Annotated in this window: 13 protein-coding genes; 8 read left to right on the top strand and 5 right to left on the bottom strand. The window is 68.4% G+C overall.

Features of this window, described 5'->3' with window-relative positions; translation table 11 throughout:
- Positions 1 to 42: 42 nt before the first annotated feature.
- The 5 genes from gnd to ASF34_RS19455 all read right to left on the bottom strand — a co-directional run bounded on the left by gnd (position 43) and on the right by ASF34_RS19455 (position 9,140).
- On the bottom strand, positions 43 to 1,017 hold the full coding sequence (gnd, locus tag ASF34_RS19475) for a phosphogluconate dehydrogenase (NAD(+)-dependent, decarboxylating) (RefSeq protein ID WP_018044095.1): 975 nt from the start codon (positions 1,015 to 1,017) through the stop codon (positions 43 to 45).
- A gap of 222 nt (positions 1,018 to 1,239) precedes the next feature.
- On the bottom strand, positions 1,240 to 4,092 hold the full coding sequence (locus tag ASF34_RS19470; RefSeq protein ID WP_056163622.1) for a bifunctional transaldolase/phosoglucose isomerase: 2,853 nt from the start codon (positions 4,090 to 4,092) through the stop codon (positions 1,240 to 1,242).
- Positions 4,093 to 4,321: 229 nt separating this feature from the next.
- A complete protein-coding gene (tkt, locus tag ASF34_RS19465) occupies positions 4,322 to 6,397 on the bottom strand; it encodes a transketolase (protein WP_018044093.1) in 2,076 nt (691 codons plus the stop codon).
- Positions 6,398 to 6,460: 63 nt separating this feature from the next.
- Positions 6,461 to 8,320 (bottom strand): glycoside hydrolase family 15 protein, encoded by a 1,860-nt coding sequence (locus ASF34_RS19460; RefSeq protein ID WP_056163619.1) that lies wholly within the window; start codon positions 8,318 to 8,320, stop codon positions 6,461 to 6,463.
- A gap of 160 nt (positions 8,321 to 8,480) precedes the next feature.
- On the bottom strand, positions 8,481 to 9,140 hold the full coding sequence (locus ASF34_RS19455; protein WP_056163616.1) for a hypothetical protein: 660 nt from the start codon (positions 9,138 to 9,140) through the stop codon (positions 8,481 to 8,483).
- A 233-nt stretch (positions 9,141 to 9,373) separates the two neighbouring features.
- Here ASF34_RS19455 and ASF34_RS19450 point away from each other — a divergent pair, with 233 nt between their 5' ends.
- From ASF34_RS19450 to ASF34_RS19415, 8 genes are all read left to right on the top strand, one after another.
- The gene (locus ASF34_RS19450) at positions 9,374 to 9,961 is read left to right on the top strand and encodes an ANTAR domain-containing response regulator (protein WP_018044090.1); all 588 of its coding nucleotides are present in this window, start codon (positions 9,374 to 9,376) and stop codon (positions 9,959 to 9,961) included.
- Entirely contained in the window at positions 9,958 to 10,974 is a 1,017-nt protein-coding gene (locus ASF34_RS19445; protein ID WP_018044089.1) for a CmpA/NrtA family ABC transporter substrate-binding protein, read from the top strand. The genes ASF34_RS19450 and ASF34_RS19445 overlap by 4 nt, the downstream gene beginning before the upstream one ends.
- A gap of 320 nt (positions 10,975 to 11,294) precedes the next feature.
- A complete protein-coding gene (locus ASF34_RS19440) occupies positions 11,295 to 12,584 on the top strand; it encodes a CmpA/NrtA family ABC transporter substrate-binding protein (RefSeq protein ID WP_056163613.1) in 1,290 nt (429 codons plus the stop codon).
- The gene (ntrB, locus tag ASF34_RS19435) at positions 12,584 to 13,450 is read left to right on the top strand and encodes a nitrate ABC transporter permease (RefSeq protein WP_056163610.1); all 867 of its coding nucleotides are present in this window, start codon (positions 12,584 to 12,586) and stop codon (positions 13,448 to 13,450) included. The genes ASF34_RS19440 and ntrB overlap by 1 nt, the downstream gene beginning before the upstream one ends.
- 76 nt (positions 13,451 to 13,526) lie before the next feature.
- A complete protein-coding gene (locus ASF34_RS19430; RefSeq protein WP_018044086.1) occupies positions 13,527 to 14,321 on the top strand; it encodes an ABC transporter ATP-binding protein in 795 nt (264 codons plus the stop codon).
- Positions 14,322 to 14,337: 16 nt separating this feature from the next.
- Positions 14,338 to 15,561 carry an NAD(P)/FAD-dependent oxidoreductase gene (locus ASF34_RS19425; protein WP_056163607.1) on the top strand — a complete coding sequence of 408 codons (1,224 nt, stop codon included), beginning with the start codon at positions 14,338 to 14,340 and terminating at the stop codon, positions 15,559 to 15,561.
- Between the two features lie 11 nt (positions 15,562 to 15,572).
- Positions 15,573 to 17,360 (top strand): NirA family protein, encoded by a 1,788-nt coding sequence (locus ASF34_RS19420; protein WP_056163604.1) that lies wholly within the window; start codon positions 15,573 to 15,575, stop codon positions 17,358 to 17,360.
- Positions 17,361 to 17,607: 247 nt separating this feature from the next.
- Positions 17,608 to 19,206 carry a sulfite reductase subunit alpha gene (locus ASF34_RS19415; RefSeq protein ID WP_056163601.1) on the top strand — a complete coding sequence of 533 codons (1,599 nt, stop codon included), beginning with the start codon at positions 17,608 to 17,610 and terminating at the stop codon, positions 19,204 to 19,206.
- Positions 19,207 to 19,364 lie beyond the last annotated feature (158 nt).

Raw genomic sequence — 19,364 nt, 5'->3', positions numbered from 1 at the left:
ATGCCTCCTCCTGGTCTGGTCCTCGATCGCCTGCACGACAGGCTATTTCGGTTCGACGTGGCCGCCGAAGCCCTTGCGCATGGCCGAGAGCAGCTTGTCCGCGTAGGAGGCGTCCTCGCGCGAGCGGAAGCGGGCGTAGAGGGCAGCCGAGAGCACATTGGCCGGCACCGATTCCTCGATGGCCGCGTTCAACGTCCAGCGTCCCTCGCCTGAATCGGCGACAAAGCCGGAGAAACCGTCCAGGGCCTCGTTGCCCGCCAGCGCCCCGGCCGTGAGGTCGAGGAGCCAGGACGAGACCACGCTGCCGCGCCGCCAGACTTCGGCGATGTCACCGATATTGAGGTCGAAGCGCTGGTCCTCGGCCAGATCCTTCGAATTGGCGTGTTTCAGGATGTCGAATCCCTCGGCATAGGCCTGCATCAGCCCGTACTCGATGCCGTTATGGACCATCTTGACGAAATGCCCGGCCCCGCTCGGACCGGCATGGATGTAGCCCTCCTCGGCGCGGGTATCGCGGCCCTCACGGCCCGGCGTCTTCGGGATGGTGCCGACGCCCGGCGCCAGGGTCTTGAAGATCGGGTCGAGCCTGTCGAGGGCGTCGTCGCTCCCCCCGATCATCATGCAATAGCCGCGTTCCAGGCCCCAGACGCCGCCCGACGTGCCGACATCGACATAATGGATGCCCTTCGGCTTCAAGGTGGCCGCCCGCCGGATGTCGTCCTTATAGAACGAGTTACCGCCGTCGATGATGACGTCGTCCGCCTGCATCAGGTCGCCGAGCTGCGCCACGGTGGCCTCGGTGATCGCGCCCGCCGGCAGCATCACCCAGGCCGCGCGCGGCACGTCGAGTTTGGAGACGAACTCCTCCAGGCTCGCCGCCCCGGTGGCGCCCTCGGCGACCAGGGCCGCCACGGCCTCCGGGTTCTGGTCGAACACCACGGCCGTGTGCCCGTCCCGCAGGAGGCGGCGGACGATGTTGCCGCCCATTCGCCCGAGGCCGATCATGCCGAGTTGCATTGGGGATCTCCTGATTGAGGGGGCTCGTCAGCCCGGGCATCGATGCGTCTTCCTATCAACCCGCCTCATCCTGAGGCGCCGCAGCGCAGCGGAGGCCTCGAAGGAGGCCTCCAGCCGGCACGGTGATCTCTGGAGCCCTCCTTCGAGGCCCGCAGGAGCGGGCGCCTCAGGATGAGGTAGCAGGTTGGAATGACCCGGCGATTCCGGGTCATCCCACTGTCCTCACGCCAAAGCCGCCTTTATCGCCGCCGCGATACGCTTCAGACCGCCTTCCACGTCGCCGCCCTTGATGTGAACGCGCAGGGCCCGACGGCCGCGCTCGGCCAGGACCGCGAAATCGCCCCGCGCCTGGGCCGCCACCACGGTGCCGAAGCCCAGCGCCCGGCCAGGAATCGCGAGATCCTCCGACGGGTCGGCGGTGATCTGCAGGAACACTCCGGTATCCGGCCCGCCCTTGTAGGCCTGGCCGGTGGAGTGGAGGAAGCGCGGCCCGAATTCGAGGCAGGTCGCGACCTTGCGCTTGTCGCGCAGAGCGATGCGCGCCTCCTGCAGGATGGCGTGGTGCGCCTCGTTGCGGGCGACGTAGGCCAGCAGCGCGGCGTAGTCGCCGTCCTTGATCCGCGCGAGATGAGCTTTCAGGGCCGCCTCGAACCCGTCCGCCGTCTGCGGCAGAGCCCCGGCATTGGCCGGGTCGGCGTAGAGGGCGATGGTCTCGTCGTCGAAGAGCGGCGTCTCGGAGGGCAGCGAACCGCTCTTCTCGGCGGCGTCGAACAGCTTCTTCGTCTCGATCTTGCTCGCTTCCACGTCCGGCTGGTCGAACGGGTTGATGCCGAGCAGCGCGCCGGCCACCGCCGTGGCGATCTCGAAGCGGAAGAATTCCTGCGGCAGCTGCTCCTCGTTCGCCATGGTGACGTGGGCGACGGGGTGGCCCTCGCGCTCCAGGCTGCGCACGGCCTCGTCCTGCTGCGCATCCGCCCGGTTGTCGAGGCGCAGATAGACGAAGAAGCGGTCGCGGCCATAGACCGCCGGCACGCCCACCGGCTCGCCGTCGACGGGGATGAGACCCTTGCCGTCCTTGCCGGTGGATTCGGCGATGAGCTGTTCGGCCCAGGCCCCGAACGTGTCGATGCCCGGCGAGGCGATGAACGTGACCTTGTCGCGACCGTCATGGAGCGCGGCCGCCGCCATGGCGGTGCCCAGCAGAACGCCGGGATTCTGGGCGGGCGGCACGGCCGGGCCGCAGGAGCGGACCATGGTCCGCGCCGTGTCGAGGAACTGCTTCACGTCGATGCCGGACGCCGCCGCCGGGACCAGGCCGAAGGCCGAGAGCACCGAATAGCGCCCGCCGATCTGCTTCACCCCGTAGAAGATCCGGCGGAAATTGTCGGCCTTGGCCGCCGCCTCCATGGCCGAGCCGGGATCGGTGACGGCCACGAAATGCGCGCCGGCCCGCTCGCCGACCAACGCCTTCATCCGGCCGAGGAAGTAATCGCGGAACACGTTGGGCTCGAGGGTGGAGCCGGATTTCGAGGCGACGATGAACAGCGTCGTCTCGAGGTTGACCGCGCTTTCCACCGCGCGGACCTGGTCGGGATCGGTGGAATCGAGGATGCGCAGCGTCGGGAAACCGTCGCGGGTGCCGTAGGTCTCGGCCAGCACTTCCGGGCCGAGGCTCGACCCGCCCATGCCGAGGACGATGACGTCGGTGAAGCCGGTCTGCCGGACATCCTCGGCGAAGGCCTGGTATTCGGAGACACGGGCGAGTTCGTCCTCGACGATGCGGAGCCAGCCGAGCCACTGGTCCTCGTCGGCATTCGACCAGACCGTCTTGTCATGCGCCCAGAGCCGGCGGATCGAGCCCGAGGCGCGCCAGGATTCGACCGCCTTCTTCGCCTCCGCGCCGATGGCATCGCCGAGGATGAGGGTCTGGCCGTCGAGCTTGGCGCCGAGGAAATCGGCGCGCTTGCCCGCTACCGCACCGAGCAGCTTGTCGGCGGCGTCGATGAAGAGCTGGACGCCCTCCTCCACGAGTTGCTTAGCCACCGCGCCGATATCGATGCCGGCCCTGGCCAGACGGACCATCACGGCTTCGGCGTCGCCGAGGTTCTCCTCAATGGCGGGCTTGACCGTGCCGTGGTCGCGGAACGCGTCCATCGTGGCTGGCGGCATGGTGTTGACGGTATCGCGGCCGATCAACTCTTCGACGTAGAGCACGTCGGAATAGGCCTTGTTCTTGGTCCCCGTGGAGGCCCAGAGCAGGCGCTGCGCCTTGGCGCCCTTCTGCGCGAGCGCCTGCCATTTCGGCTCGGCGAAGATGCGCTTGTAGCGCTGGTAGGCGAGCTTGGCGTTGGCGATGGCCACCTTGCCCTTGAGGGCTTCCAGCTCCGCCTTCTCGTCGGGATCGTTGGCTTCCGCGATCTTGGCGTCGAGGGCCTTGTCCACGGTGACGTCGATACGGCTGATGAAGAAGCTCGCGACGCTGGCGACCTTCGAGACGTCGCCGCCCTTGGCGCCGAACTCCTCCAGGCCGTCGATGAAGGCGCGCGCCACCTCCTCGTAGGAATCCTGGCCGAAGAGCAGGGTGACGTTGATGCTGATCCCGTCGGCGGTGAGGGCGCGGATCGCCGGGATGCCGGCCGGGGTGGCGGGCACCTTCACCATCAGGTTGTCGCGGGCCACGGTCTTGTGCAGGCGGCGGGCCTCGTCGAGGGTCTCCCCGGTGTCGAGGGCGAGGTAGGGCGAGACTTCGAGGCTGACATAGCCGTCGGCGCCGTCGCTCTCCTCGTAGACGGGGCGCAGCACGTCGGCCGCCGCCTGGATGTCGGCGATGGCACAGCCCTCGTAGAGATCGATGACGCGGGCGTCGCCCGCATCCATGACCTCCTTCAGCGCGCCGTCATATTCCGTGGAATCGCCGATCGCCTTCTCGAAGATCGAGGGGTTCGAGGTCACGCCCCGCAGGCCGTCCTCGTCCACCAGCTTCTTGAGGCGTCCATCGGCGATGAAACCGCGGGCCACGAAATCCAGCCACACGGCCTGGCCCTGTTCAGGGAAGAGAGCCTTGAGCGGGTTCATGCAAAAACTCCTCGTCGTCGGTCGTCGTGAGTAGCGCGCGAAAGGCGGCGTCGTTCAACACTCGTTGTCAGGATGCGCGCCTCTCCTCCCCCTTGTGGGGAGAAGCCGGAGGTGGGGGTGGCTCCGCTGGCCTCCGCAGCCCGCGGGTCACCCAACCACCCCCACTCCTGACCCCTCCCCACAAGGGGGAGGGGGACGTGCGTTCCGTCGTTCAGGGAACCCGCGAGACCTACTTCTTGTGCCGCGCGATCTGGTCGCGGGCGGCCTGCAGCACCTTCTCGGGCGTGAAGCCGAACTTGGTCTGCAGATCCTTGATCGGGGCCGAGGACCCGAACGTGTGCATGCCGATGATCGCGCCGGCGGAGCCCGCATAGCGGTCCCAGCCGATGACCGAGCCCTGCTCGACGGCGACGCGGGCGAGCACCTCCGGCGTCAGCACCGCGTTGCGGTAGGCCTCGTCCTGACGCTCGAACAGGTCCCAGGACGGCATCGAGACCACGCGGGCCTTGATCCCCTCCGCCGTCAGCGCCTCGTAGGCCGAGACGCAGAGCTGCACCTCGCTGCCCGTGCCGATGAGGATGACCTCCGGCGTCCCCTCGCAATCGGCAAGCACGTAGCCGCCCTTCGCGACGCCGGCGGCGCTGCCGTACTTGGTCCGGTCGAAGGTCGGCAGCGGCTGGCGGCTCAGGGCCAGCACGGCCGGCTGATCCTTCAACCCCATGATGACCCGGTAGGCTTCCGCCACTTCGTTGGCATCCGCCGGGCGCAGGGTGACGAGGCCGGGGATGGCGCGGAGCGTCAGGAGTTGCTCCACCGGCTGGTGGGTGGGGCCGTCCTCGCCGACGCCGATCGAATCGTGCGTGAAGACGTGGAAGACCGGCAACTCCATCAGCGAGGCGAGGCGGATCGGCGGGCGCATGTAATCGGCGAAGACCAGGAAGGTCGCTCCGTAGGCGCGCAGGCCGACGAGGCCGAGGCCGTTGACGATCGACCCCATGGCGTGTTCGCGGACGCCGAAATGGATGTTGCGGCCGCCCGGCTCGAAGGGCGAGAGGGTACCGGCCCCCTCGAATTCGAGCTTGGTCTTGTTGGAGGGCGCCAGATCCGCCGAGCCGCCGAGCAGGTGGGGCACGTTCTTGGCGATGGCGTTGAGCACCTTGCCGGAGGATTCGCGCGTGGCCATGCCCTTGGCGTCGGCCGGGAAGACCGGGATGTCCTTGTCCCAGCCCTCGGGCAGGCGGCCCGTGAGGAGGGCGTCGATCTCTTCGGCCAGGGCCGGATCGGAGGCCTTGGCCTCGGCCATGAAGCCTTCCCAGGTGGCGAACAGCTCGGCGCCGCGCTGGCCGATGCCGCTGCGGAAGTTCTCCACCACGCCGTCCGGCACCAGGAACTGGGAATCCTCGGGCCAGCCATAGGCCCGCTTGGCACCCTTCACCTCCTCCTCGCCCAGGGCGTCGGAATGGGCCTTCGAGGTGTTCTGCTTCTTCGGGGCGCCGAAGCCGATGATCGAGTTGACGACGATGAGCGTCGGCCGATCGCTGGATTGGAGGAAGGTCTCCAGGGCGGCGGAAATGGCGTGGACGTCGTTGGCGTCGGCCACCCGCAGGACCTGCCAGCCATAGGAGAGGAAGCGCGTCGCCACCTCTTCCGAGAAGGCGAGTTCGGTGTGCCCCTCGATGGTGATCGTGTTGTTGTCGTAGATCCAGCACAGGTTCGACAGGCGCAGATGCCCGGCGATGGAGGCGGCCTCGGCGGCCACGCCCTCCATCAGGTCGCCATCCGAACAGATCGCGTAGACGTTGAAGTCGAACAGCGGCAGGTCGGGACGGTTCAGGGTCTCACCGAGGAAGCGGCCGCCCATCGCCATGCCGACGGAATTGGCGACGCCCTGGCCGAGAGGCCCGGTGGTGGTCTCGACGCCGGTGGTGAAATGGTATTCCGGATGGCCCGGCGTCTTGCTGTCGAGCTGGCGGAAGTTCTTGATGTCCTCGATGGTGATCGCAGGCTCGTTGCCGCCATCGGTCTGGGCGACACCGGCGAGGTGCAGCAGCCCGTAGAGCAGCATCGAGGCATGGCCCGCCGAGAGCACGAACCGGTCGCGGTTGGGCCAGTGCGGATGCGCCGGATCGTAGCGCAGGTAGCGGTTCCACAGGGTGTAGGCCACGGGCGCCAGGGCCATCGGCGCGCCGGCATGGCCGGAATTCGCCTTCTGCACCGCGTCGATCGCCAGGGTACGCAGGGTGTCGATGGAGAGCTTGTCGATCTCGCTCAGTTCACCCTTCGGCTTGGTCTCGGCTCCGCTCATGGTCTCGTCTTCCTATTCTTTGCGGGGCTGCGGCGATCAGCTGTGCTGGGCCGCGGCGCCTTCTCAATTTGCGACACCCTGGCCGGGAGAACTCGCCCGGTTTGGCGATGTGGCCCGGGCGAGGGCGGATTTCTCGCTGCGCTCCCGCGCCGGCCCGCTGGCACGGCTATAGTTCAAAATCGTGTTCACCAACGTGACGTGACTGAACGCCTGGGGGAAATTGCCCACAAGGCGCTTGGCTCCCACGTCGTATTCCTCCGCCACGAGCCCGACATCGTTGCAGACGCCGATGAGGCGTTCGATCAGCTCCCGCGCCTCGTGGCAGCGGTCGAGGCCGATCAGATTGTCGGCGTACCAGAAGCTACAGGGCAGGAAAGCCCCCTCGCCGCCGGGCAGACCATCGGTATTGTCATCCTCGGTGTCGTAGCGCAGCACGAATCCGTCGCGCATCAGGTGTTTGCCGATGGCCTCCACCGTGCCGACGACACGCGGGTCGTCCTGGGGCAGGAAGCCCATATGGGCGATGAGGAGCAGGCTCGCATCGAGGGTCTTGGCCCCGTAATACTGGACGAAGCTGTTCAGCTCCTTGTCGAACCCCTTCTCGCAGACTTCCTCGTGGATATGGTCACGGATCGCGCGCCAGCGATCCACGGGGGCGGGCGGCCCGTCACCCATCTCGAAGGAGCGGATGGCCCGGTCGAAGGCGACCCAGGCCATGACCTTGGAATGGACGAAGTGGCGGCGCCCGCCGCGCACCTCCCAAATGCCTTCGTCGGGCTCGCTCCAGACCTTCTCCAGATGCTCCAGCAGGGCGAGGCCCACGCGCCAGCCATCGGCATCGCCGAGCAACCCGCGCTGGCGGGCCTGGTAGAGCGCGTCGAAGATCTCGCCGTAGACGTCGAGCTGGAACTGGTCGACCGCCGCGTTGCCGATCCGCACCGGCTTCGACCCCTCGTAGCCGGGAAGCCAGTCGAGCTCGATCTCGGGCAGGAGCCGCTCGCCTGCGATGCCGTAGAGGATGTGCGCCTGCTCCGGATTGCCGGCCACGGCGCGGATCAGCCAGTCGCGCCAGGCCCGCGCCTCGTCGAGAAAGCCGCCATCCATCAGTGCGATGAGGGTGAAGGTCGAATCCCGCAGCCAGCAGAACCGGTAATCCCAGTTGCGGACGCCGCCGAGTTCCTCGGGGAGGGAGGTGGTGGGCGCGGCCACGATCCCGCCCGTGGGCGTGTAGATCAGGGCCTTGAGCGTCAGCAGCGAGCGCTTGAGGATCGCGTCCCAGGGCGTGCCGGACGCGCAGCGGCTCGACCAGTCGCGCCAGTAGCGGTCGGTCTGGAACAGAACCTTGCGCGGCTCGATCGGGGGCGGGTCGTCCTCGTGCGAGAGGCCATAGCTGAGGCAGAACGACAGGCTCTCGCCCTTCGCCACGGTGAAGTCCGAGACCGTGGTCTGGCCGACCCCGTCGAGGGGCGCGCGGGTGCGCAGGACCACCTTATGCGGGCCGGAGATCGCCCGCAGGTCGCCGAGCTCGTTGTGAGACACCCACGGCACCGCGAGCCCGTAATCGAAGCGGACCGCCAGGACCATGCGCATGTCGATCGAGCCGGACAGGCCTTCGACGATGCGCACCATGTGCGACCCGTCATTGGCCGGCATGTAGTCGATCACCCTGGCCTCGCCTGCGGAGGTCACATAGCGCGTCTCGAGGACGAGACTGCCCTCCCGGTAGCGGCGCGTGACAGTGGCCTCGCCATCCGCCGGGGACAGTTTCCAGAACCCGTGTTCCTCGGTGCCGAGGAGGGAGGCGAAACAGGCGGCGGAATCGAAACGGGGCCAGCAGAGCCAGTCGATGCTGCCGTCGCGCCCGATCAGCGCGGCGGTGCGGCCATCGCCGACCAGCGCGTAATCCTCGATCCGTCCCGCCATGCCCATCCTTGCCGCCGGGCCCCCGCGGCAATGCGGTCGTCGCGCCCGTCTCGTCGACGAAGGCTCACCTAGTCCCCGACAGGGGGAGAATCCAGCGGCAAAGCTCTGAAAGAAAGGTCGGACCGGCCCGAAACCGCGCGTGATGCGCGGTGCAGTGCGATCAGGGCCGCAACGGCAGGCGGTCGACGAGCCCGGTCACGACATTGCCGAGGGCCATGGCCTCGGCGCCCACCGCCGCGCTCTGGGTGCCGACGAAGCTGCCGGCCCGGCTGATCGCGGAGATCGCCGGCGCGAAGGGCAGGGCGAGATGCGGAATGAGGTCCTCGTCCGCCTCGGCCTCGACCCGGAACGGCTCGGGCGAGACGGCGGCCTTCGCGGCGACGACCGACGGAACCCGGTTGGCGTCGGATCTCGTCGCCTCGGTCTTCGCCATTTCGGACCGCGCGGAATCGGGCCGGCGTTGAGACGGCTTAACGGCGGCGGTGCGGGACGTCGCGCGGCGCGGCGCGACGCTGGCCGTCGTGGTCACGAGGTCGCGCAGCGGAAACTGATCGCGGAAGGCGAAGGCGGCCGGGACGAAGGCCGTGCCCAGATCGGCGGTCTCGATCGGGCTCGCCTGCGTCGTCCGGCTCTCCATCTCGACGATCCGCGTGCTGGCGGGCGTCTCGGATATGGGCGCGGAGGGCGTCTGGCAGAGGAAGGAGGCGGCGGACACGATCACCGCGACGACGATCGTCGGCAGCAGGGGGAGCGCCATGCCGGTCCCGGCCTCGGAGGCGAGGGCGTTCTCGACAGGCTGCGATATGCGGCACTCCACCATCCGAACACCTCACCCCGCTTCGACACCGCCATTAGCGCCCGCGTTTGCGGCGGAAGCTGGGCCATTTCCTTTCTCGATCGTATCGAAAGATACCTGGGCCGACGATTTGGCCACGGTCTTTTTCGGCGATGCCGGTGTGTCGGGGAGATCCGTGCGGTCGAGCCCTGTGTTAGGTACGCCTCTTGCCCGTTCCCGCCGGCACGACCGCCCGTCCCGCCCCCCATTGGGCCCCGATGACAGAACCTTCCTTCACCGTCGCCGTGATTGATCCGAGCCGGGCCCGCGCAGCGATCCTCGAAGAGGGCCTGCGCGCCGCTGGAATCGCGGATGTGGTCATCATCCCCGACACCGCCGACCTGCCGGCGCAGGTGGCCGCCCTGAACCCGGACGTGGTGGTGATCCATCTGGAGAGCCCCAGCCGGGACATCCTCGAACAGATGTCGGGCCTGTCCCGCCATGTGGAGCGGCCGGTGGCGATGTTCGTCGACCGCTCGGACGCGCCGATGATGCAGGCGGCGGTGGATGCCGGCATCTCGGCCTATGTGGTGGATGGGCTGCATCCCCAGCGCATCCGGTCGATCCTCGACATCGCCATCCTGCGGTTCCAGGCCTTCGCCCGGCTGCAGCGGGAACTGGTGGAGGCGCGGGGCGAACTCGCCGACCGGAAGATCGTGGAGCGCGCCAAGGGCATCCTCATGGCCGCCCGCTCCCTGAGCGAGGAGGAGGCCTACAAGCTGATGCGGCGCAAGGCCATGAACGAGAAGAGCAAGATCGCCGACATCGCCCGCGCCATCGTCACCACGGCGGACCTGTTCGGATGAGGCTCGCGCTCGGATACGTCCCCCTCGTGGATGCCGCGAGCCTGATCGCGGCGGCGGAGCTCGGCTTCGCCAAGGCCGAGGGGCTCACCCTCGACCTCGTGCGCGAGCCCTCCTGGGCGACCCTGCGCGACAAGCTGGCGGTGGGCCATCTCGACGGCGCGCATATGCTGGCGCCCCTCGCCATCGCCAGCGCGCTCGGGCTGAGCGGGCCGCTGACCCGGCTTTGCGTGCCGATGGCGCTCAACCTCAACGGCAACGCCATCACGGTGTCCCGCCCCCTATGGGAGGCGATGGAGGCCGCGGACGACGAGGTCGACACCGTGGCCGCCGCTTTCGCGCACATCGCCATGCGGCGGGAGCGGGAGGGACGGCCCCTGACGCTGGGCACGGTGCATCCGTTCTCCAGCCACACCTACCAGCTCAGGATCTTCGCCGAGCGCGGCGGCCTCGACCTCGACACGCAGACGCGCCTCGTGGTGATCCCGCCGCCACAGATCGCCGAGGCGCTGCGGCGCGAACTGATCGACGGGTTCTGCGTCGGCAGCCCCTGGAACAGCGTCGCCGTGGCGGAGGGGTATGGCCGCATCGCGGTCCTCGGCAGTGAACTCCTGCCCGATTGCCCGGAGAAGGTTCTGGCCCTGCCGGAATCCGAGGCGCCGCGCTGCGCTCCCCTGGTGCGGGCCCTCGACCGGGCCGGGCGCTGGTGCGCCGATCCCGGCAACAGCGCCGAACTCGCCTCCCTCCTTTCGCGCGACGGCTACCTGAACGTACCGGCGCCGATTCTCGAACGGGCGCTCACGGGGGACGTGATCGTCGATTCCGGCGGGCGTCGGCGGCGGGACCCGCATTTCAGCCTGTTCGGCGAGCGGGCGCACCGGCCCGCCCCCGGCCATGCGGATTGGTTCGTCGGCGAGGCGGAGCGCGCCGGACAGCTTGTCGCCTCCGACGAGCTTCGTTCCGCCGCCCGCGCGATCTACCGCCCGGACCTGTTCGATGCCGCTCTGAGCGGCTGATCGGGGCCGGACGCCGCTTTTGGCGGCATGATAAGCCTCCCGATTGTGCAATGCACGCCCCGCCGCCGCAGCCGGGCCGCGTGCTCTCCCGCGCCGTCCGAACCGCCTTCGGCCTTAGAGCGATTACAGGCTGGCCGGCATCTGGCACGGAACCTGCTGTGCCTATCCCGCTCGTCAACGGCGACGGGCGCGAATGTCGGCAGAGCCGCTGACCCAAGTAACCCGCTGGCGCGCTTTCGCGGCTGCCTTCGGTTGCGTTTGGGCAGCGGTTTTTTTCGTTTTCAGGTCGAATGCTTAAGCTTCGAGGGATCGAGTTTTCCATGACTGACGGGTTTCAGAACAGCCGCCGCAGCCTCTTGAAGGGCGCCGCCGCGACCTTGTCGCTGGCAGCCCTGGCGCGCACTGCGCTGCCCGGCGGTGCCTTCGCGCAGGGAGCCGGCCCGGAAGTGAAGGGCGCCAAGCTCGGTTTCATCGCCCTCACCGATGCCGGTCCGCTCTTCGTCGCCAAGGAAAAGGGCTTCTTTGCCAAGCACGGCATGCCCGACGTGGAGGTGCTGAAACAGGCGAGCTGGGGCACCACCCGCGACAACCTCGTGCTCGGCTCGGAGGGGAACGGCATCGACGGCGCTCACATCCTGACGCCGATGCCCTACCTGATCTCGGCCGGCCGCGTGACGCAGAACAACGTCCCCGTGCCGATGCAGATCCTGGCGCGCCTCAACACCAACGGCCAGTGCGTCTCGGTGGCCAAGGAGTATCTGGACGCCAAGGTCTCCCTCGATTCCAAGGTGTTCAAGGCGGCGATCGACAAGAAGAAGGCCGCCGGCAAGTCCGTGAAGGCGGCCATGACCTTCCCCGGCGGCACCCACGACCTCTGGATCCGCTACTGGCTCGCCGCCGGCGGGATCGACCCCGACAAGGACATCGAGACCATCGTCGTGCCGCCGCCCCAGATGGTGGCAAACATGAAGGTCGGCACGATGGATTGCTTCTGCGTCGGCGAGCCGTGGAACGCGCAGCTCGTGCAGCAGGGCCTCGGCTACACCGCGCTGACCACCGGCGAATTGTGGAAGGATCACCCGGAGAAGGCATTCGCCATGCGCGCCTCCTGGGTCGAGAAGAACCCCATTGCCGCCAAGGCCCTGACCATGGCGGTGCTGGAAGCGCAGATGTGGTGCGACAAGCCCGAGAACCGGGACGAGTTCTCGGCCATCGTCGCCAAGCGCCAGTGGATCAACATCCCCGTCGGCGACGTCGCCGGCCGCATGAAGGGCACCATCGATTACGGCGACGGCCGCGTGGTCGAGAACAGCCCCTACGTCATGAAGTTCTTCGCCGACAACGCCTCCTACCCCTACCAGAGCCACGACCTCTGGTTCCTCACCGAGGACATCCGCTGGGGCAAGTTCGACGCGCAGACGGACACCAAGGCGCTCATCGCCAAGGTGAACCGCGAGGATATCTGGCGCGACGCCGCCAAGGCGCTGGGCGTCACCGCGATTCCGACCTCCACGTCGCGCGGCAAGGAGACCTTCTTCGACGGCAAGGTCTTCGATCCCGCCGATCCCGCCGCCTACCTGTCCAGCCTCGGCATCAAGAGGATCGCGTGATGGCCAACACCTCCACCATCGCCGTGACGGGAGCCGCCGCGAAGCCGGCGGCCAAGGCCCCGCGCAAGCCCCTCGTGACCCTGGCGACGTTCCGCCAGATCGCCGTCAACCTGATCCCGCCGATCGTGGTGCTGATCGCCTTCCTGGTGATCTGGGAGCTGCTGTGCTCGCGGCCCACCGCCGGCCTGCCGCCGCCCTCGCGCGTCGTCACCGAGGCGTGGGACATCATCGCCCACCCGTTCTACGACAATGGCGGCACCGACAAGGGCCTGTTCTGGCACATCTATGCCAGCATCCAGCGCGTCGCCTTCGGCTTCGCCCTGGCCACCGTCGTCGGCATCATGGTCGGCACCCTGATCGGCCAGTCGGACTGGGCCATGCGCGGCCTCGACCCGATCTTCCAGGTGCTGCGCACGATTCCGCCGCTGGCCTGGCTGCCGCTCTCCCTCGCGGCGTTCCGCGACGGCCAGCCCTCGGCCATCTTCGTGATCTTCATCACCTCGATCTGGCCGATCATCATCAACACGGCGGTGGGCATCCGCAACATCCCGCAGGATTACCGCAACGTGGCGGCGGTGCTGCGCCTCAACCCGCTCGAATTCTTCGTGAAGATCATGCTGCCCTCGGCGGCCCCCTACATCTTCACCGGGCTCCGCATCGGCGTCGGCCTGTCCTGGCTCGCCATCGTGGCGGCGGAGATGCTCATCGGCGGCGTCGGCATCGGCTTCTTCATCTGGGACGCCTGGAACTCGTCGCACATCTCCGAGATCATCGTCGCCCTCGTCTATGTCGGGGTGATCGGGTTCTTCCTCGACCGGTTCGTGGCCTTCATCGGCACCCTCGTCACCCGCGGCGCCACCGCCTGAACGCCTCCGCACGGCGCGCCGGGGCTTCCCCGTCGTGCCGTGCCCCGACCGCCTCTCGCAGAGGGACACGAGACCCATGAGCTATCTCAGCATCGAGAATGTCGGCATCAGCTTCACCCGCGCCGGGCGCACCAACGAGGTGCTGCGCGACGTGAGCGTGAAGATCGACAAGGGCGAGTTCGTCTCGCTGATCGGCCATTCCGGCTGCGGCAAGTCGACGGTGCTCAACATCGTCGCCGGGCTGCTCAAGGCCTCCACCGGCGGCGTCCTCCTGGAAGAGAAGGAGGTGAACAGCCCCGGCCCGGACCGCGCCGTGGTGTTCCAGAACCATTCTCTGCTGCCCTGGCTGACCGTGCGCGAGAACGTGGCGCTCGCCGTCGAGAAGGTGCTCAAGGGCAAGAAAACCAAGGCCGAGCGGTCCGAATGGATCGACCACAACCTCGCCCTCGTGAACATGACCCACGCCGCGGACCGTCGCCCCAACGAGATCTCGGGCGGCATGAAGCAGCGCGTCGGCATCGCCCGGGCGCTCGCCATGGAGCCGAAGGTGCTCCTCCTCGACGAGCCGTTCGGAGCGCTGGACGCGCTGACCCGCGCCCATCTGCAGGACTCGCTGATGGACATCCATGCGCGGCTGAAGAACGCCGTGATCATGATCACCCACGATGTCGACGAGGCGGTGCTGCTCTCGGACCGGATCGTGATGATGACCAACGGTCCGTCGGCAACGGTCGGCGAGATCCTGAAGGTCGATCTCGAGCGTCCCCGCCGCCGCCTCGATCTGGTGGAGGACGCCACTTACACCCATGCCCGCGCCGCCGTGCTCGAGTTCCTCTATGCCCGCCACGCCAAACCCGCCATGGCGGCGTGAGGATCGGACGCAGGTCATGAAGGAGCGTCTGGTGGTGATCGGCAACGGCATGGCGTCGTTGCGGTTTCTAGAGCGGCTGACCGAGCGCGCGCCCGGTCGCTACGACGTCACCGTCGTGGGTGCCGAGCCGCAGGCGGCCTATAACCGCGTGCTGCTCTCGTCCCTGCTGGGCGGCGAGGTGGATGAGGCGGCCTGCGCGTTCCGGGGCCTCGACTGGTACGAGGCGCACGGCATCCGCCTCATCACCGGAGCGCCGGTGACGCAGATCGACCGGGAGAACGCCCTCGTCATGGTCGGCGAGACCCATGTCCTGCCCTTCGACAAGCTCGTCCTCGCGGTGGGTTCGCTGCCGATCCGGCTGCCGAAGCCCGGCATGGACCTGCCCGGCATCATCACGTTTCGCGATCTCGCCGATGTGGCGGCGATCCGGAAAGCGGCGGTCACCGGTGCCAAGGCCATCGTCATCGGCGGCGGCCTGCTCGGGCTGGAAGCCGCCGTCGGCCTCGCCCGGCTCGGCGTCGACACCACCCTGCTCCACGTCATGGACCGGCTGATGGAGCGCCAGCTCGACCATCACGCCGCCGGCCTGGTGAAGCGCGCCATGGAATCGCGCGGTGTCCGCGTGCTGCTTAAGGCCGACACCGCCCATGTGGAGGGCGACGGCCGGGTCGAGCGCCTCGTCCTGTCGGACGGCACGGTGCTGCCGGCCGACCTCGTGGTGATGTCGGTGGGGGTACGCCCCAATGCCGTCCTCGCCCAGGGCGCCGGGCTCGAAGTGGGGCGCGGCATCAAGGTCGACGACCGGATGACGAGCTCCGATCCGCGCATCTTCGCGCTGGGCGAATGCGCCGAGCATCGCGGCATGGTCTACGGCCTCGTCGAGCCCGCCTACGACCAGGCCGAAGTGCTGAGCCGCCACCTCGTCGGCGAGGAGGCCGCCTATCCCGGCACCTCGCTGGCCACCAGCCTGAAAGTGTCCGGCCTGCCGGTCTTCTCCGCCGGGCTGATCGATGCGCCCGAAGGCGCCGAGACGGTGGTGATGTCGGATCCCGGCCTCGGCCTCTACCGCAAGCTGATCATCGGCGACGGCAAGCTCCTCGGCGCCGTCTTCGTCGGCGACATCGCCGAACAGGGCTGGTGCAAGACGCTGATCCGCACCGGCGAACCCATCGCCGACCACCGCGACGACCTGATGTTCGGGCGCGTCCACGCCCCCGATTCCCAATCCCTGGCAGCATGATGGAGGCTTCCATGGCCGACGACTTCAACGCCGAGCAGATGCGCTACCTCGAAGGCTTCGCCTCGGGCATCGCCGCCGCCCGCCTCACCGGCGGCCTCGCCCTGGGGCAGGGTGCCGCCGCTCCTTCGGAGCCGACCGGGCCGGACGCGATCCACATCAAGGCCCAGGACGCCACGGTGAAGGCCGGCGGCAAGCTCTGCGACCAGGAGAAGTGGAAGCGGGCCGAGAACCCGTTCGACGGGCATAACCGCCTCATCGCCGAGGCCGCCACCGGTAAGGCCCCGAAGCCGGAGGACAATTTCCGCTGGCGCTATCACGGCCTGTTCTGGCTCGCCCCGGCCAGCGGCGACTTCATGTGCCGCCTGCGCATCCCCAACGGCATCCTGCAGCATTGGCAATTCGCCGGTATCGCGGATCTCGCCGATACCCATGGCGGCGGTTACAGCCACGTCACCACCCGCGCCAACCTCCAGGTCCGCGAGATCACGGCGGAGCACGGCCAGCCCTTCCTCGACGGGCTGATCGACCTCGGCCTCACCGCGCGCGGCTCGGGCGCGGACAACATCCGCAACGTCACCGGCTCGCCGGTGGCCGGGATCGACGCCCAGGAACTCCTCGACACCCGGCCCCTGGCCAAGTCCTGGCACAACTGGATCATCAACGACCGTTCGCTCTACGGCCTGCCGCGCAAGTTCAACGTCGCCTTCGATGGCGGCGGCGTGATGCCGGTGCTGGAGGAGACCAACGATATCGGCTTCCAGGCGGTGAAGGTCCTCGACGGCGCGGCCGTGGAGCCCGGCATCTGGATGCGCCTCGTGCTCGGCGGCATTTCCGGCCACCGCGATCTCGCCCGCGACACCGGCGTGGTGCTGAAGCCCGAGGCCTGCAACACGGTCGCCGACGCGATCCTGCGGGTCTTCATCAAGAACGGCGATCGGACGAACCGCAACAAGAGCCGGATGAAGTACGTCCTCGATGCCTGGGGCTTCGACAAGTACCTCGCCGCCGTGGAAGACGAGCTCGGCTACAAGCTCGACCGGGTCGACCCGGCCCACATCGCCCCGCGTGGGCCCATGGACCGCTTCTCCCATGTGGGCGTCCACAAACAGGTCCAGCCGGGCCTGAACTGGATCGGCGTGATCCTGCCCGTGGGCAAGATGACCTCCGACCAGATGCGGGAATTGGCAAAGATCTCGTCGGAATGCGGCGACGGCGCCATCCGCATGACGGTGTGGCAGAACTTCCTGTTCTCCGGCGTGCCCGACGCCAAGGTGGCCGAGGTCCAGGCCCGCGTGGCTTCCCTCGGCCTCACCACCGAGGCGTCCAGCATCCGCGCCGGCCTGGTCGCCTGCACCGGCAACAAGGGCTGCAAATTCGCTGCCTCGGACACGAAGGGCCACGCGCTCGTCATCGCCGATTACATGGAGGCCCACCTGCCGGAACTCGACGTTCCAGTGAATGTCCACGTCACCGGCTGCCACCATAGCTGCGCCCAGCATTACATCGGCGATATCGGCCTCATCGGCGCGAAGGTCGTCGTCTCGGAGGAGGGCGACACGGTCGAGGGCTACGACATCGTCGTCGGCGGCGGCTTCGGCGACAGCCCGAAGATCGGTACCGAGATCTGGAAGGCGGTGAAGGCGGAAGAGTGTCCGTCCCGCATCGAGGCGCTGCTGCGCAGCTACCTCGCCCGCCGCGAGAGCCCAGCCGAGAGCTTCCAGGCCTTCACCGCGCGCACCGGCCCCGAGACCCTCCGCAACCTCGCCGAAGATCAACCCGTCCTGAAGGCCGCAGCATGACGCGGATGGGACCATACCCTCTCCCCGCACGCGGGGAGAGGGTCGAGCCCCCCTCGTCGGGGGCGAGACAAGCCCGAAGGGCGGGGGTGAGGGGGCGTCTCCACCCGAAGCTCCTCCGACTACGCCCCCTCACCGTCGGCTGCCGCCTCGCCGCGACGACGACGGGGTCGTCGCGGCCCTCTCCCCGCACGCGGGGAGAGGGGACCGAATGCCGTCGAGCGCTCCGCCAATCCTTCCGGTAATCGCCATGACTCAACACGTTAGCCCCCCCCTCGTTCTCATTCCCGAGAACGCCCCGTTCAACCCGGATCAGCGGTCCTGGCTGTCCGGTTATTTCGCCGCCCTGCTCGGCCCCGCCGTGGAGGGTGCGACGGCCCTCGCGCCCGGCGATACGGGCAGCGGCCCGAAGCTCGCCGACAACGACGACGCGCCCTGGCACGATCCGTCGATGCCGCTGCCCGACCGGATGGAGCTCGCCAAGGAGCGTCCCGAGCCCCAGAAGCTCATGGCCGCCATGGCCCAGCAGGATTGTGGGCAATGCGGCTACAATTGCGCCGACTACGCCAACGCTCTGTTCCTGAAGAAGGAAGAGCGCCTGAACCTGTGCCAGCCGGGGGGCAAGGACACCCTCCGCATGCTCAAGAAGCTGGATGAGGAATTCGGCGCGGGCGGCGGCGCGAAGGCGGCCGAAGCGGGGGAGGGCGAGGCCAAGGCGGAAGCGCCCCTCGGACCGCTCGGCTATTGCCGAGAAAACCCGGTGGAAGCCGTGTTCCTGTCCCGCACCCGCCTCAACGAGCCGGGCGGCGAGAAGGAGACCTGGCATGTCGAGATCGATCTCACGGGCACGCCCATCGAGTACGTGGTCGGCGATTCCCTCGGGCTCTTCCCCTCGAACCCGCCGGCCCTGGTGGATGCGGTGATCGCCGAACTCGGCACCCGGCCGGAACGGATCATCGGCGGCCAGACCCTGCGGAACCGGCTGATCAAGGATTACTCCCTGGGCGCCGCGCCGGACGGGCTCTACCAGCTCCTCTCCCTCCTCACCTCGGGGGAGGCGCGCAAGAAGGCGCGGGCGCTCTCGGCGGGCGAGGACCCGGACGGCGACGCCGCCTATCTCGACGTGCTCGGCGCGCTCCACAAGTTCCCCGGTGCCCGGCCCGACGCGGAGGTGTTCCTGGAAGCCCTCGACGAGCTGCAGCCGCGACTCTACTCGATCTCCTCCTCGCCCAAGGCCGATCCGGGCCGGGTCTCGCTGACCGTCGACGCGGTGCGCTACAACCACCGCTCGCGGCTGCGTCTGGGCGTCGCCTCGACCCATCTCGGCGAACGCATCGCCGAGAAGACCACGGTCAAGGTCTACCTGCAGAAGGCGCACGGCTTCGCCCTGCCGGAGGACCTGTCGAAGGACGTGATCATGTGCGGGCCGGGCACCGGCATCGCGCCGTTCCGCGCCTTCCTGCGCGAGCGCGCCGCGACCCAGGCGCCGGGACGCAACTGGCTGTTCTACGGCCACCAGCGCCAGGCCAGCGACTTCTTCTACAAGGACGAACTGAACGCGCTGAAGGACGGCAAGGTGCTCACCCGCCTGTCCCTCGCCTGGTCGCGGGACGGGACCGAGAAAACCTATGTGCAGGACCGCATGCGCGAGAACGGCGCGGACCTGTGGAAATGGCTCGAAGGCGGCGCCCATTTCTACGTCTGCGGCGATGCCAAGCGCATGGCCAAGGATGTGGAGCGGGCGATCATCGACGTCGCCGGGACCCATGGCGGCAAGAATCCCGACGAGGCCGTGGCCTACCTCGCCCATCTGAAGAAGACCGGGCGGTATCAGGCCGACGTGTATTAGCACACGCCGAACCCTCCCCCCGCCGCGGGGGAGGGTGCCTGCGGAGCAGGCGGGAGAGGGGCAGCGCGACCTTTCCGAATGGGGCAGCGCTCCCCTCTCCCGACCCGCATTCGCGGGCCACCCTCCCCCGCAGAGGGGGGAGGGAGATGCGCACATCC

The sequence above is a fragment of the Methylobacterium sp. Leaf106 genome, from assembly GCF_001422895.1.
GTDB lineage: Bacteria > Pseudomonadota > Alphaproteobacteria > Rhizobiales > Beijerinckiaceae > Methylobacterium > Methylobacterium bullatum.
The sequence above is the reverse complement of the archived record's forward strand: the minus strand, read 5'-3'. Positions and strand labels throughout refer to the sequence as shown.